Here is a 13,403-nt window from a genome sequence, read left to right on the forward strand (position 1 = left end):
ACGGATCGTCGCCCGTGACGACGCCCCCGGTCGTCTGTGGCTGAGAGGCTGGGGCCGCCATCGAGACAAGGGGGACGGCGTGATCGTCACGTTGATCGTCATCTGCGAGGTCGCCTTCTGGGTGCTGCTCGCGGCCGGGCTCGCGCTGCGCTACATCGCGAAGGCGCCCAGGACGGGTGCGGCGGTGCTGTTGTGCGAGCCGCTGCTGGAACTGGTCCTGTTCGTGGTCACTGCGATCGACCTGCGAAACGGCGCCGAGCCGGACTGGAAACACGGTCTGGCAGCGGTCTACATCGGCTTCACCGTCACCTTCGGGCACTACACGATCAAGCGTGCCGACGCCTGGTTCCTCCATCGCTTCGCGGACGGTCCGAAGCCGTCGAAGCCGCCCAAGTACGGGATGGCGCGGGCCGTGCACGAGTGGAAGCTGGCGGCACGCATCGTGGGCGGAGCCGCGATCGGGGCGGCACTGCTTCAGCTGGCGGTCTGGTACGTGGGGGGCGGTGCGCAGAGCGGATCGCTGCGCGACTGGCAGTTGAGGCTGGGATTCATCGCCGGGCTCAACGTCATCGTCGCGGCGGCCTACACGATCGCGCCGAAGCGGCCCAAGGAAGTGCCGCCCGGGCGGCGGCTGATGAGCTGAGGGGGCGCCGGCCGGTCCGCGGAAGCCGGCCGGGCATCGCCGGTCCGGTTCACGAGCACGGCGCCTGCGTTCAGTCGCCGCTGCCCACGTCCTCGTCGCGGCTGCGGGCGTCGTTACGACGGTCGCTCCGCGCGTCACTCCTGACGCCGCTCCGACCGTCGCGGGGTGGCCGGGCCTCCTGTTCGCGCCGCAGGGCCGTGCCTCCCCCGGCGCGCAGCCGGGTCGCGATCCGGTGGTCGACCCGGACGTCTTCGTAGACCGTTCCGGGCTCGACCTCGTCGGGGAGGTTGGTCCGCTCGCCCGCCGAGACCGATTCGCGTCCGGGGGAGCCGTGGAAGCGGACCTCGGTCTCCGGCTTGTCGCCGAACCGGAGTTCGTCCGCCTCGACGGACGTCGTCAGCTCGATGTCAGGCCTGTTCGCATCCATGCGGTCACGCCCGGGCGGGGAGCCGCGCCTTCACGGCGGCTCCTCGCGCTTGCGGGCGGGACGGCGCCGCGGCCGCTCCTCGGAGCCGGATCCGCTCCGGCTGGACGCCTTCTTCGTCGCACGGGTTCCCGACTTCGCAGCCTTGCGAACGGTGCGCCCGGACTCGTCGATGATCTTTCCCGAGCCCTCGCCGACGCCCTTGGCCGTCTCCCCTGCGCTCTTCGCGGTCTCCCCGGCGCCTTCACCGACGTCTCCGGCCGCCTTGCCGGCGCCTTCTCCGACGTCTTCGGCTGCGCTGCCCGCGCCTTCTCCGACGTCTTCGGCTGCGCTTCCTGCGCCCTCGCCGACGTCTTCGACCGCCTTGCCGGCGCCCTTGCCGACGCTCTTGGTGGTCTCGCCGACGTCCTCGACCGCGTCTCCTGCGCCTTCTCCGACGTCTTCGACAGCGCTGCCCGCGCCTTCGCCCACGTCCTCGACGGCCTTGCCGGCGCCCTTACCGACGTCCTTGACCGTCTCGCCGGCGCCTTCGCCCACGTCCTCGACGGCCTTCCCCGCGCCTTCCCCGACGTCCTCGACGGCTGAACTCGCGCCCTTGCCGAGCTCGCCGACCGCCTCGCCGGCGCCGCCGCCCAGCTCCTTCGCGGCGCTCCCGAGACCGGCGGTGATGTGTTCCAGGATCTGGGGGTTCCGGTCGATGGTCGTCAGTACGCGGCCGATGACCTGGACGACGTTGTCGAGACGCACCTTCAGCAGCGCTTGTGCGTCGACGCCCTTGATCTCGAGCTGGACCTTGCCCAGCTCCACGTCCGCGCCCACGTTGAGCTTGAGGATGTCCAGAACCTCGGCCTGGAGGGACACCCGTGCCCTCAGGTCCTCGACCTCGAGGCTGATCTCATCGACGTGCACCTGCGGCACGTCCAGAAGGACATCGGGGTCCTCCTGCTGCGAGACGGGCTCAGGCAGACGGTCGTCCTGCGCGTCCGACCGGTCGTCGTCCCGCTCGTCGTAGTCGTCGCCGTTGTCCTCGTCGTACTCCTGGTCGTCGCGCTCCAGGTCTTCCTCGTCGTCCATGCCGCCCCCAAGGGGTGCGAGGATGTACGGACAGTCTCTTTCCACCATAAAACGGGTGGGCGGTCCGTGCTCGGGCGCAGTGTCCGGGCGCACAGACGGCCCGGCTCCGCGCGCAGGGGAGCGCGGGTGCCGGGCCGGTGCTGGGGGGTGGCGTCCCTGAGGTGCGGCTCAGCCGCAGTGCTGCTTCTTTTCCTTCTTGGTCATCTTCCGCGTGTGCTGCGTCTTGGTGCTGGGGGCGTCGGCCTTCGGGCCCTTCGCCGTGAACGGCACGTACCAGATGTAGTGGCCGTAGAACTTGTCCCCGAAGTGCATCTCGTACGTGCCGGTGACCTCTTCCATCGCCGCCTCGCGGGTGATCCAGCCGACCTCGCCGGGCTTGACCTCGACGTTGGTCTGCTGCTCCTCGGTGTGCGAGCTCTCCCAGCTGTGCTGGTAGCTGGCCTGGATGGTCACCTTGAACAGGTCGGTGAAGCCGTACTCGGCGGTCATGGAGACGCCGACCGTGTTGGACTCCCCGGTCGTGTCGGACCACCCGACGGATGAACGCTGAAGGTCCTTCGTGCAGTTGAAGGCGCTGTCACCGACCTGGTGTGCCTCGCCCATCGAGTCGACGGGTGCGCCGGAGGGGTGGAACACGCACACGTCGGTGCCGTCGTTGCACTGCTCCAGCAGCTCTCTGGTCGTGGGTTGCTCCTCCTCGGCCTGTGCGGTCGCGGGGAAGAGGGCTGTGGCTCCTGCGGTGGTGATGGCGATCACCAGCATGGACAACTTCTTGCGGCGGGTCATGGTGCCTCCGACGAGGGTGGGGGTAAGGCGGGTGTTGCCGGGATCGGTTCTGCGGGCACTGCGCCTCAGCTGAAGCTGATGGACTGGGCGCGGTTGTCCATGGCGTCGCCGATGTTCGGGGTCAGTTCGTCGAAGGGCCCGTCACGTTCGCCGCCGAGCCCCGGCTCCGAGAAGAGATTGAGCGTGCACCTGCCCCAGGGCTGGATGGACGAGACCTTGTTCTTCCAGCTCTCGTCGAGGTCGATCTGGAAGTCCACCTCGTCGTCGCTCTCGCAGAGCGCGGTGTTGGTGATCGTCAGTGAACCGCCGCCGTACTTGGTGTTCTTGAAGATCGTGGCCGCGATGATGTCGCCTTCGGCCTTCGTGTCGATGCCGGAGGAGGCGACGGGCTCGTCCCCCGCGCGGGCCTCGCTGGTCTTGGCGGCCTTGCCTGCTTCGGCGTCGGGTGCATCGAGGAGGCGGTCACTGTCCGGCAGGCCGGTCGCCTTGGACAGGCTCTCGAAGCACTGTGTCTCGCCGGTCTTGGCGTTCAACGTGCAGTGTTTCCCCTGCCCCTTGGCGTCGCCGCCCTCCTGGTCCGTGACGGCGCCGTTCGCCACCGGCACGGCTATGGCGCCCGCAAGCAGCAGCACAGCAGCCACGGTGATGCGTGTGCGCCGTCGTGTGTCGTTGGACATATGGGACTCCAACTCCTCGTCCATGACCTGCAGTTATTTGGTCCAGTCCTGCACGAGTGATGGTACTCACAGAAATGAAAAAGAAAAGAGAAACCCGGAATTGCCCGTAAGCCACAGACGGTCTCCGGGAAAACGTGGAGGTCAGCGCCCCCGAATGTGGGGCAGGTCTCACGGCGGTGTTCGCGCAATGCCCGGACCAGGCAATGCGGCACGTCCCTTTCACCCCTCTTATCCAGAGTTAGCGACGTTATGGAAAAACTGTCTCAGCAATGCGCATTGCAAAAACCTGTACGCCCCTGACCTGCAACGGAGAGGGGTTCTGGTGCTCCTCAAGATTGCCGGGGAGCGAAAAACCTCAGTGCAGGCTCAAATTAATCTTAAGTAGACCTTAAATGCGGGAATCACGGTTCTCGCAAGGCAGCCGACTGCGGTTGCAGAAAGCCTTCCCTTGCGTACTCCTGGTCATTTCAGAAGGCGGTTGAAGATCTCCCACCGCGACGCTCCGCAGTCGACTGGGAGCAGTCCGAAGGGTTTTGGAGAACCGATGGATCGAGCGGCGGTCGCCGCAGGTCCCCGGGCGGCGCGCGGGGGTTCCCATTGGACGCACCTCTGACTGCGGCGACAACGGTTCGGTCACGTGACGGGCTGTCAGCGCAGCCCCCTGGGCGCGGGCCTCGGATGGCCCTAGCGTGCTGCCGCGCGACACCTCGTTCTGCCGGCCGACTGGAGGTCCCCGAAGGCATGTTGAAGAAGCCGACCGTACGCGCGTCCGCCGTCGCCGCAGGCATCGTCACCCTGGCGGCCGTGCCGCTGGCGCTCACCGCGGAGGCGTCACCGCCTGGGGAGGGGGCCGCTGCGCCCGCCTCGTCCTGTGCCGAACGGGAGTCGGCAGAGATGAGCCTGGAGCAGCAGGTCGGCCAGCTGTTCATCAGCGGCGTCGACGCCGACGCCCCGACGCAGGCCGAGTTGGACGTGATCGGCGACCTGCACCTGGGCGGCGTCATCCTCACCAACGGGAGCAGCGCCGGGGTCGAGGTGACGCGACAGGTGAGCGACCGGGCTCAGGCGGCGGCCACCACCACAGGAGTGCCCCTGTGGGTTTCCGCGGACCAGGAGGGCGGCAAGGTCCAGCACTTGAAGGGCCCGGGGTTCGACTCGATGCCGACGGCCGTGGAGCAGGGCAAGCTCGATCCGGCCGAGCTGCGGGCCCGAGCGAAGGGCTGGGGCGGGCAGTTGAGTGCGGCAGGCGTCAACCTCGACCTCGCACCGGTGCTGGACACCGTCCCCGAGGAGCTCGGAAGCGACAACAAGCCCATCGGCTTCCTCGAACGCAACTACGGCAGCACGCCGGAGGCGGTGGCCGCTCACGGCACCGCGTTCCAGGCGGGCATGACCGATGCGGGCGTCGCACCGGCGGTCAAGCACTTCTCCGGCCTGGGAAGGGTGTTGGGCAACACCGACGACAGCAAGGACGTGAAGGACGACGTCACCACGCGGGACGACGCCTACCTCCAGCCCTTCCGTTCCGCGATCAGTCAGGGCGTGCCGATGGTGATGATCTCAAGCGCGCGCTACACGAAGATCGACCCGGACGAGATGGCCACCTTCTCCTCCACCGTGCTCACGGGCATGCTCCGCGACGACCTCGGATTCACCGGCGTCATCGTCTCCGACGACCTGGGCGCGGCGGCGGCCGTCGAGGACGTCCCGCCGGGCGAGCGGGCGCTCCGCTTCCTCACGGCGGGAGGAACCGTGGCGCTCAGCGTCGACGCTTCGAAGCTGCCGGAGATGGTCGGCGCGGTGCTCCAACGCGCCCGTGCCGACGCGGAGTTCCGCGCCCGGGTTGAGGCCGACGCGGAGCGTGTGCTGAAGGCGAAGGGCAAGGCGGGGCTCCTCGACTGCCGTTGAGCCCCGGCCCCCGGCTCAGCGGTTCTCGCCCGGCACCCACATCACGTCCCCGACCTCCTTGTTGGCCGAGCGGGCCAGGATGAAAAGGAGATCGGAGAGCCGGTTGAGATACGTCGCCGTCAGGGGGTTCATGGCGTCGCCGTGCTCGTCGAGAGCGGCCCAGGTGGAGCGTTCGGCACGGCGTACGACGGTGCACGCCTGGTGGAGCAGGGCGGCGCCTGGTGTGCCGCCGGGGAGGATGAAGCTGCGCAGCTTCTCCAGCTCCTCCAGGTAGGTGTCGCAGTCGCCTTCGAGCTTGTCGATGTAGCTCTGCTCGACGCGGAGCGGCGGGAACTCCGGGTTCTCCACGACGGGCGTGGCCAGGTCGGCGCCCACGTCGAAGAGGTCGTTCTGGACGCGCCCGAGCACCTTGGCGATGTCTTCCGGCAGCTCGCCGAGCGCGAGAGCCACGCCGATCGCGGCGTTGGCCTCGTTGGCGTCCGCGTAGGCCCCGATCCTGGAGTCGGTCTTGGAGGTGCGGCTCATGTCGCCGAGGGCGGTGGTGCCGGTGTCGCCGGTGCGGGTGTAGATGCGCGTCAGATTGACCATGCGTCGAGACTAGACGGTGCCTCACAGGACGGGGCGGGCCCACGGCGTACCGACGCCGGAGCCCGCCCCGTCCCACGGGTGGTTCCGCTCAGTGACGTGCGTCCTGATCCTCCAGGATCGCCCGCACCCGCTCGGTCGGCAGCGCGTTGCGCAGCGCGAGCCAGAGGACGAGCGCGGTGAGTCCGAGCGTGGCCACGGCGCCGAGGTTGAAGTCGAGGAGGCCGAGGTTGCCGGCCTTCGCCTCCTGCTCGGGGTAGTCGCCGAGGTAGCTGATGAGCGCGAGCCCGGCGTACCAGACCAGCAGCCACCAGCCGTACTTGAAGTCCAGCGGAGGCGTCGGCCTCTTGGCGACCTTGTGGTACACGGCCATCAGCCCGTATCCGAGGATGATCGCGACGAAGAGCTTCCAGTTGGTGTCCCAGCCCGTCCAGTACACGATCAGGTTGGTGGACCACAGGGCGAGGAAGCCGATGACCCACACCCACTTGTCGCCGAGCCGGAACGGCCGCTCGTGCTCCGGCATCTGCTTGCGCATCGCCAGCAGGACGATCGGACCGCAACCGAAGGAGAGCACCGTCGAGTTCGTGACGAACTCGACGAGCTTGCTCCAGCCGGGGAACGGCAGGAAGAAGAAGCAGCCGACGAGGAACGCCAGGATGAGGCTGACCCAGGGGACACCGGTGCGGTTGACCTTCGAGAGCCCCTCGGGTGCGTTTCCGTTGCGTCCCATCGCATAGGAGATACGGGCCGTGACGCCGGCGTATATGAGGCCGGTGTCGCCGGGGGAGATGATGGCGTCGGCATAGAGAATGCCGGCCAGCCAAACCGCTCCGAGGATGCCCGCAATCGCTGCGAGTGGACCGAATGTAGCCAGCACATCACCGTGGGAACTGAAGTGCTCACCGACGGCCTGCCAGCCCTCCGCCTTGATCGCACTCGTCGGTACGGCACCGAGAAAGGCGATCTGCAGAAAGATGTAGATGATGCCGCAGATGACGACGGAACCGATGAGCGTCAGCGGAACATTGCGCTTGGGGTTGCTTGTCTCACCGGCGAGTTCGACGCCCTGGCGGAATCCGAAGAAGGAGAACGCGATGCCCGCCGTCGCGACGGCGGAGAAGACTCCTTGCGAACCGTACGGGGCGAAGCCGCCGAGTTCCGGCGCCGTGAGGTGTTCAGGCTGGAAGCTCAAGCCGAAGAACACCGCGATGACGACGACGATGACGGCGAGTTTCCACCACACCAGCACGTTGTTGATACGGGCGAACCAGCGCACACCGAAGAAGTTGACGATCACGAAGACCGCCATCAGCAGGACCGACACGAGCGTGCCCGCCGGGGTGAGGACGGCCTCACCTGCCTGGATGCGCTGCAGCCAGGGGACGTAGTTGGTGGAGTACTGCACGACGGCCAGCACCTCCACGGGCGACACCGCGGCGGCGGCGATCCACGTGACCCAGCCGATGGAGAAACTCGTGAACGAGCCGAAAGAATAGTGTGGATAGCGTGCGACGCCGCCCGAGTGCGGGAACATCGTGCCCAGTTCGGAATAGGTCATGCCGATGATGACGAACATCACCATTCCGATGGCCCACGAAATGATGGCCGCGGGGCCGGCCAGCTGAGCGGCGTCCAGGGCGCCGAAGAGCCATCCGGAACCGATGATCGATCCCACCGCCGTGAACAGCAGCCCGACGGTGCCGAATTCGCGTTTGAGTTTTCTGTCGTCGCCGCCCTCGTGGAGTGGTGCCTCGGGGCTGGTGTCGACGGCCATGTTTCGGCCTCCTCTTGTCACTGCGACGTGCTTACCCGAAGTGCCGGAATCGATTACCCGGCTCTGCGGAACCACAGCAGGGTGCGCGCGCCGCCCCGAATCTGTCCAGGTGCGCGGGCTATTTCATGGGAGAACCTTGGGAGAAGGGCGCGAAGATGTTCGCCGGAATTCCGGTCATGGGGTGATGTATGGAACGTACGGAGTCGTGGTGGTCATGCGCCCGCCCTGCGGAAGACATGTGAGCCCAGCGCCATGGACACAGCCGCGAACAGGACGGCTACGAGCGCCCCCAGCGCCACCTTTCCGTCCCCGTAGTCCCCGACGAACGCAGCCCGCACGGCGTCCACCAGGTACCGGAACGGCACGAAGTGCGAGACCGCGTCGAGCCAGTCCGGCGCCAGGGTCATCGGCAGAAGGATCCCGGACAGCAGCATCGCGGGCAGGTTGACGGCGTTGACGACAGGAGCGAACTCCTGCGGGGTGCCCACGTGCATGGCGAGCCCGTACGACAGGGACGCCAGTGACATCGCGAGCACTCCCACGAAGAGGAACCCGATCAGCACTCCCGCGACCGGCGCGCGCAGGCCGAACACCAGCCCCACGACCACCAGCACGAGCGCCTGCGCCAGCAGCTGGGCGACGTCGCGAAGGATCCGGCCGAGCAGCAGGGCCAGGCGGCTCACAGGGGTGACGCGCATGCGCTCGATCACGCCCGCGTGCTTCTCCATGAGGATCCCGAAGCCGGCGAAGGCCGAGCTGAACAGCCCGAGTTGGACGAGCAGACCGGGCACGAGCATCTGCCAGGAGTCTCCGCTGCCGCCGAGCGGCACCTCTTCGAGCAGCGGCCCGAAGAGCACGAGGAAGAGCAGCGGCTGCAGCAGTCCGAACAGCAGCGCCACGCGTGAGCCGAGCGTCTGCCGCGCGTAGCGCCCGAAGATGACGCCGGTGTCGCCGAGCAGGTGAGGCATCAGTGTGTTCCCCGTTCCTTCAGGCCGTGATCGGTGCGTCGGCGTCGTTCTCAGTGGTGTTCTCTGCGTCGTTCTCGGCAGCGTCCTCCTCGGGGGAGCCGTGCCCGGTGATCGAGATGAAGGCGTCCTGAAGGGTGGCGCCGGGACGGCCGCCGTACCGGCTGCGCAGCATCTCGGAGGTGCCCTCGGCGGCGACCCTTCCCTTGTCGACGACCACGAGACGCCCGGCGAGAGCATCCGCCTCGTCGAGGTGGTGCGTGGTGAGGAAGACGGTCGTGCCCTGCTCGTCGTTGAGCCGCCGGATCAGTGCCCACAGGTCGGCCCGGCTGCCGGGGTCGAGTCCGGTCGTCGGCTCGTCGAGGAAGAGGATCTCGGGCTTGTGCGTGAGCCCCATGGCGATGTCCAGGCGTCGCCGCTGCCCGCCGGAGAGCGATGCGCACTTGCGGTCCAGCAAGCCGGTCAGGCCGAGCCCGGCGGCGAGTTCCTCGGCGCGGGCGACTGCCTCGGCCTTGGGGATGCGGTAGAGGCGTGCCTGGGTGACCAGCTCCTCGCGCACGGAGACCTGAGGGTCGACACCCCCGGACTGCGCCACGTATCCGATCTTCCTGCGCACGCCCGCCGCGTCCCGCACCAGGTCGTGCCCCGCCACGACCGCGGTGCCCGCGGTGGGGACCAGGAGGGTGGTGAGCATGCGCAGCGTCGTGGTCTTCCCTGCGCCGTTCGGCCCGAGGAAGCCGAGGATCTCGCCGCTCTCGACGTCGAGTTCGATGCCGCGCACGGCCTCGACCGTCTCGTTCCTGGTGCGGAAGGTGCGTGTCAGTCCTGAGGTCTGGAGGACGGTAGTCATGGCGGTCACAAAAACAGACTCTCTTAAATTTTGCAATGACTCCAAGTTTTCAGAGGATGCAAAGACGCGCCTAGGATGACCGCATGGTCAGTGACGGAAGCGGCTCGGGCGCCACCGACGGCGCGCAGACGGAAGGCCGGCGGGAGCGCAAGAAGCGTGAGACGCGGCAGCGGATCTCCGACATCGCCACCGGGCTGATGCTGGAGCGCGGCTTCGCCGCGGTGACGATCGCCGAGATCGCCGACAGCGCCGACGTCTCCGTCAACACCGTCTACAACTACTTCCCGGCCAAGGAGGACCTCTTCTTCGACCGCGCCGAGGAGATGACGAGCCGTCCCTCGCGGATCGTGCGGGAGCGCGGCCCGGGGGACTCCGCTGCGCACGCGGTGCTCAGCCGCCTCCGCGAGGACGTCTCCGAGCGGAACCTGTACGGCGGTGTGGTGGAGGGCTACGACGCCTTCATGCGCTGCATCCAGGAGGCCCCCTCGCTGATGGCGCGGCTCTTCCTGATGCAGCAGCGCACCGCCGATCAGCTCGCGCTGACCCTGCGGGAGGAGGTCTCTGCCGCCGAGGACGACCCCACGCCGGAGCTCGTCGCCCACCAACTGGTGCACATCGGCAATGTCGTCTTCCGGGAAGCCACGCGCGGGGTCGCCGACGGGGAGTCCACGGACGAGGTGGTGCGGGCGGCCCTGCGCCGCATCGACACCTTCGAGTCCCTCGTCGCCGACGCGCTCCTCAACTACGCGGTCAGGCCCGGGGGATGAGACGCATGCGAGGTCGCGCAGGGGTGCGCACCGTGCGAACTCGGCCAAGCCGTGCGGATCGGACGCCGCCGGTGTGATGTCCGCCATGTGAGACGTGACGCGTGTCTCTTCGCCGCCACAAGATCTCTGTAAGGCGCTAATGTCCGCCCAACAGGCGTTCAAGTGAAGGCAAGGCTAGGTGGCAGTCGTGGCGAAGAAGCTCGCCGTCATCGGTGCCGGGCTCATGGGGTCCGGTATCGCTCAGGTCTCGGCCCAGGCGGGCTGGGACGTGGTCCTGCGCGACGTGACAGGCGAGGCGCTCACCCGTGGCACGGACGGCATCAAGCGTTCGTACGAGAAGTTCGTGAGCAAGGGCAAGCTCGAAGCCGCCGACGCGCAGGCCGCCCTGGAGCGCATCACCACCACGACCGACATGGACGCCGCCGCCGACGCGGACGTCGTCGTCGAAGCCGTCTTCGAGAAGATCGAGGTCAAGCGCGAGATCTTCAGCAGGCTCGACACGCTGGTGAAGGACGAGACGATCCTCGCCTCCAACACCTCCGCCATCCCGATCACCAAGATCGCTGCGGCAACCGAGCGCCCCGAACGGGTCGTCGGCACGCACTTCTTCTCGCCCGTCCCGATGATGGCGCTCTGCGAGCTCGTACGCGGGCACCGGACGAGCGACGAAACCCTCGCCACCGCACGTGAGTTCGCCGAGTCGGTCGGCAAGACCTGCGTCGTCGTCAACCGCGACGTGGCCGGCTTCGTCACCACCCGGCTCATCTCCGCGCTCGTCGTCGAGGCGGCGAAGCTCCACGAGTCCGGCGTGGCCACCGCCGAAGACATCGACACGGCCTGCAAGCTGGGCTTCGGCCACGCCATGGGGCCGCTCGCCACGGCGGACCTGACCGGCGTCGACATCCTGCTGCACGCCAGCGAGAACATCTACACCGAGTCGCAGGACACGAAGTTCGCGCCTCCGGAGTCGATGCGAAGGATGGTCGACGCGGGCGACATCGGCCGCAAGAGCGGCCGCGGCTACTACGAGCACTGACACGAACGACGCACATCCCGCGACAACACGAAATCGACAGACCGTGCCAACGCAGGCGCGTTCAACACGGCTTCGCCCGCGAGGGTGATTTCCGTATCGGTTCGAGCACGGACGGCAACCAGATTGCGGTGATCGCAGTCAGTTGTACTGAGACATCCAGAAATAAGGGTACGAGGACAGCGCAGTCACATATCCGGGGAGCAGCTATGCATATCAGGGGCGACCACGCCACGCTGGCCGTCGGGGGTCGCCTCGATGTCCGGAGCGCGGCGGACGCCCGTACGGTCCTGCACACCGCCGTCGACTCCGGCGACGGCGATCTGGTGCTCGACCTGGCCGGACTCGACTCATGGGACGCCACAGGGCTGGGCGTCATCATGGGAGCACACCGCAGAGCAGGCCGATGTGGCCGCAGGCTCGTGCTGCGTGACGTACCTCCGCAGATGCAGCGGCTGTTGGTGGCCACTCGTCTCCACCGGATCCTGGCCATCGAAAGCGGTGTCACGGGTTCCGCGGCGCAGATTCTCACCAAGCCTTGACGTGACAGGGCGGTTCAGGTCTTGGCCACTTGGTAATACTGTGCCGGGAGCAGCGCCCGGAGCTGCCGTTCGCACCGACCTTGCGACGGGAGAAGCCGACCACGAGGCGGGGCGTGCTCGTACCGCAGCTACTGGGGGCACCCACCATGGTTCAGAGCGACAACACAGAGCACGGCGGTGAGCGCAATCGGCGCCACCGCCACATCGACGAAGTGAGACCAGCCGGGCCGGTGCGCCTGGTCACCGGCCCTCACATGCTTACGATCAACCCGGTCGACGGCAGCGAGATCGAGCCCTGCCCGTTGGCCGAACTGCCGGGCGAGCCCCGGAAACTGACCCCGGACGAACGGCCGACGCAGGGCACAGCCGCCACCCCCACGGGCGGCACCCCTGCCGGGGCGTTCGCGATACCCATGCTCGAGCGTGACGAGGAACGCCAGAACCTGGCACGGCAGCTCGCCCGCGGACGCTCGATAAGACTGACCGGCCCGTCGGGCTCCGGGCGCAGCACTCTCCTCGACGCCGTCGCCGAGGACGTGGCCGGGCTCGCCCCGGACGGTGTGGTGCGACTCAACGGATACCGCCGCACGTCCGCGGACCTGCTGCAGGAGCTCTTCCACGCGGTGCACGACGCACCCCGCCGGCGACCGTCCGACGAAGAGATGCGAGCGGCGCTGAGCAGCGTCGGTGCAGTAGTCATCGTCGACGACCTCGCCTTCGGCGGTGAGGCGCTCGACGAACTCCTCACCGCCACCCCCGAATGCGCCTTCCTTCTGGCTGCCACACCGGACGTCGCCTCCCCCTCTGCCGACGTCCACGTGGAAGAAGTCCAGATCGGCGGCCTCAGCCGCACCGGCTGTCTGGAACTGCTCGAACATGCCGTACGGCGTCCCCTCACGAACGAGGAGACGGACACGGCCGGCGACCTCTGGTTCGCCACGGAAGGCTCCGCGGAAGGACTGCCCCTGCGCTTCGTGCAGGCGGGCGCGCTCCTGCGGACCGGTGGTGCGGAGGACTTGAGCAGCCGCAGGGACGGCGGTTGGCGATCGCTGATCGCCGACAGGCTCTCGCCCAACGCACGCGAGACGTTGCGCTTCGCCCTCGCCCTCGGCGGCGAGGTCCCGCACTCGTCCCATCTGCCGCCGCTCGTCGGCGATCCGCAGGCGGGCGAAGCGGTGGCGGAACTGGTCGGAGCCGGTCTTGCCGCCCCGGCCGGAGCGCACCACCACAGGCTCGTTGCCGGTGTCAGCGAGCAGTTGAAGGCCGCGGGCTACGCGGACGGCGCCGACGCCCGTGCCCGTACCGCCGCGCACCACTACTGCCTCTCCACCGGCTTCCGTGACTCCGTCCCCGAGGGAGCGGACTTCATCGA

The 13,403-nt window shown here is 68.0% G+C and carries 14 protein-coding genes; 6 read left to right on the forward strand and 8 right to left on the reverse strand.

Features of this window, described 5'->3' with window-relative positions:
- Positions 1 to 79 precede the first annotated feature (79 nt).
- A complete protein-coding gene (locus H5J26_RS10260; protein WP_181765460.1) occupies positions 80 to 643 on the forward strand; it encodes a hypothetical protein in 564 nt (187 codons plus the stop codon).
- Between the two features lie 70 nt (positions 644 to 713).
- Here H5J26_RS10260 and H5J26_RS30990 read toward each other — a convergent pair whose 3' ends face one another.
- The 4 genes from H5J26_RS30990 to H5J26_RS10280 form a co-directional block, all read right to left on the reverse strand.
- Positions 714 to 1,070, reverse strand: coding sequence for a hypothetical protein (locus H5J26_RS30990; RefSeq protein WP_210771171.1), 357 nt, complete (start codon positions 1,068 to 1,070; stop codon positions 714 to 716).
- A gap of 30 nt (positions 1,071 to 1,100) precedes the next feature.
- A complete protein-coding gene (locus H5J26_RS30995) occupies positions 1,101 to 2,141 on the reverse strand; it encodes a hypothetical protein (RefSeq protein ID WP_210771172.1) in 1,041 nt (346 codons plus the stop codon).
- 168 nt (positions 2,142 to 2,309) lie between these two features.
- On the reverse strand, positions 2,310 to 2,927 hold the full coding sequence (locus tag H5J26_RS10275; RefSeq protein ID WP_181765461.1) for a hypothetical protein: 618 nt from the start codon (positions 2,925 to 2,927) through the stop codon (positions 2,310 to 2,312).
- A gap of 65 nt (positions 2,928 to 2,992) precedes the next feature.
- A complete protein-coding gene (locus H5J26_RS10280) occupies positions 2,993 to 3,628 on the reverse strand; it encodes a hypothetical protein (RefSeq protein ID WP_181765462.1) in 636 nt (211 codons plus the stop codon).
- A gap of 717 nt (positions 3,629 to 4,345) precedes the next feature.
- Here H5J26_RS10280 and H5J26_RS10285 point away from each other — a divergent pair.
- Entirely contained in the window at positions 4,346 to 5,512 is a 1,167-nt protein-coding gene (locus H5J26_RS10285; RefSeq protein WP_235980600.1) for a glycoside hydrolase family 3 N-terminal domain-containing protein, read from the forward strand.
- Between the two features lie 15 nt (positions 5,513 to 5,527).
- Here the strand turns inward: H5J26_RS10285 and H5J26_RS10290 are convergent, their stop codons facing one another.
- The 4 genes from H5J26_RS10290 to H5J26_RS10305 form a co-directional block, all read right to left on the reverse strand.
- Entirely contained in the window at positions 5,528 to 6,100 is a 573-nt protein-coding gene (locus H5J26_RS10290; RefSeq protein WP_181765463.1) for a cob(I)yrinic acid a,c-diamide adenosyltransferase, read from the reverse strand.
- Between the two features lie 88 nt (positions 6,101 to 6,188).
- A complete protein-coding gene (locus H5J26_RS10295; protein ID WP_181765464.1) occupies positions 6,189 to 7,874 on the reverse strand; it encodes an APC family permease in 1,686 nt (561 codons plus the stop codon).
- Positions 7,875 to 8,086: 212 nt separating this feature from the next.
- Positions 8,087 to 8,842 (reverse strand): ABC transporter permease, encoded by a 756-nt coding sequence (locus H5J26_RS10300; protein ID WP_181765465.1) that lies wholly within the window; start codon positions 8,840 to 8,842, stop codon positions 8,087 to 8,089.
- 19 nt (positions 8,843 to 8,861) lie between these two features.
- The gene (locus H5J26_RS10305; protein WP_181765466.1) at positions 8,862 to 9,689 is read right to left on the reverse strand and encodes an ABC transporter ATP-binding protein; all 828 of its coding nucleotides are present in this window, start codon (positions 9,687 to 9,689) and stop codon (positions 8,862 to 8,864) included.
- An 83-nt stretch (positions 9,690 to 9,772) separates the two neighbouring features.
- Between H5J26_RS10305 and H5J26_RS10310 the strand changes: the two genes are divergently transcribed.
- The 4 genes from H5J26_RS10310 to H5J26_RS10325 all read left to right on the forward strand — a co-directional run.
- Complete coding sequence (locus H5J26_RS10310; RefSeq protein ID WP_181765467.1) at positions 9,773 to 10,456, forward strand: TetR/AcrR family transcriptional regulator; 684 nt, start codon at positions 9,773 to 9,775, stop codon at positions 10,454 to 10,456.
- Between the two features lie 187 nt (positions 10,457 to 10,643).
- Positions 10,644 to 11,492: a 3-hydroxyacyl-CoA dehydrogenase family protein gene (locus H5J26_RS10315; protein WP_181765468.1), complete on the forward strand. Its 849-nt coding sequence runs from the start codon at positions 10,644 to 10,646 to the stop codon at positions 11,490 to 11,492.
- Positions 11,493 to 11,698: 206 nt separating this feature from the next.
- A complete protein-coding gene (locus H5J26_RS10320; RefSeq protein ID WP_181765469.1) occupies positions 11,699 to 12,031 on the forward strand; it encodes an STAS domain-containing protein in 333 nt (110 codons plus the stop codon).
- A 254-nt stretch (positions 12,032 to 12,285) separates the two neighbouring features.
- The coding region (locus H5J26_RS10325) for an ATP-binding protein (protein ID WP_181765470.1) at positions 12,286 to 13,403 on the forward strand (1,118 nt) is incomplete at its 3' end.

This window comes from Streptomyces albidus (ex Kaewkla and Franco 2022), from assembly GCF_013870515.1.
Taxonomy (GTDB): Bacteria; Actinomycetota; Actinomycetes; order Streptomycetales; family Streptomycetaceae; genus Streptomyces; species Streptomyces albidus.

Coding starts and splice junctions, on each gene's coding strand:
- H5J26_RS10295 (WP_181765464.1), bottom strand. CDS start 7,874: ATGGCCGTCGACACCAGCCCCGAGGCACCACTCCACGAGGGCGGCGAC.
- H5J26_RS10300 (WP_181765465.1), bottom strand. CDS start 8,842: ATGCCTCACCTGCTCGGCGACACCGGCGTCATCTTCGGGCGCTACGCG.
- H5J26_RS10290 (WP_181765463.1), bottom strand. CDS start 6,100: ATGGTCAATCTGACGCGCATCTACACCCGCACCGGCGACACCGGCACC.
- H5J26_RS10305 (WP_181765466.1), bottom strand. CDS start 9,689: ATGACTACCGTCCTCCAGACCTCAGGACTGACACGCACCTTCCGCACC.
- H5J26_RS10320 (WP_181765469.1), top strand. CDS start 11,699: ATGCATATCAGGGGCGACCACGCCACGCTGGCCGTCGGGGGTCGCCTC.
- H5J26_RS10285 (WP_235980600.1), top strand. CDS start 4,346: ATGTTGAAGAAGCCGACCGTACGCGCGTCCGCCGTCGCCGCAGGCATC.
- H5J26_RS10280 (WP_181765462.1), bottom strand. CDS start 3,628: ATGGACGAGGAGTTGGAGTCCCATATGTCCAACGACACACGACGGCGC.
- H5J26_RS30995 (WP_210771172.1), bottom strand. CDS start 2,141: ATGGACGACGAGGAAGACCTGGAGCGCGACGACCAGGAGTACGACGAG.
- H5J26_RS30990 (WP_210771171.1), bottom strand. CDS start 1,070: ATGGATGCGAACAGGCCTGACATCGAGCTGACGACGTCCGTCGAGGCG.
- H5J26_RS10275 (WP_181765461.1), bottom strand. CDS start 2,927: ATGACCCGCCGCAAGAAGTTGTCCATGCTGGTGATCGCCATCACCACC.
- H5J26_RS10310 (WP_181765467.1), top strand. CDS start 9,773: ATGGTCAGTGACGGAAGCGGCTCGGGCGCCACCGACGGCGCGCAGACG.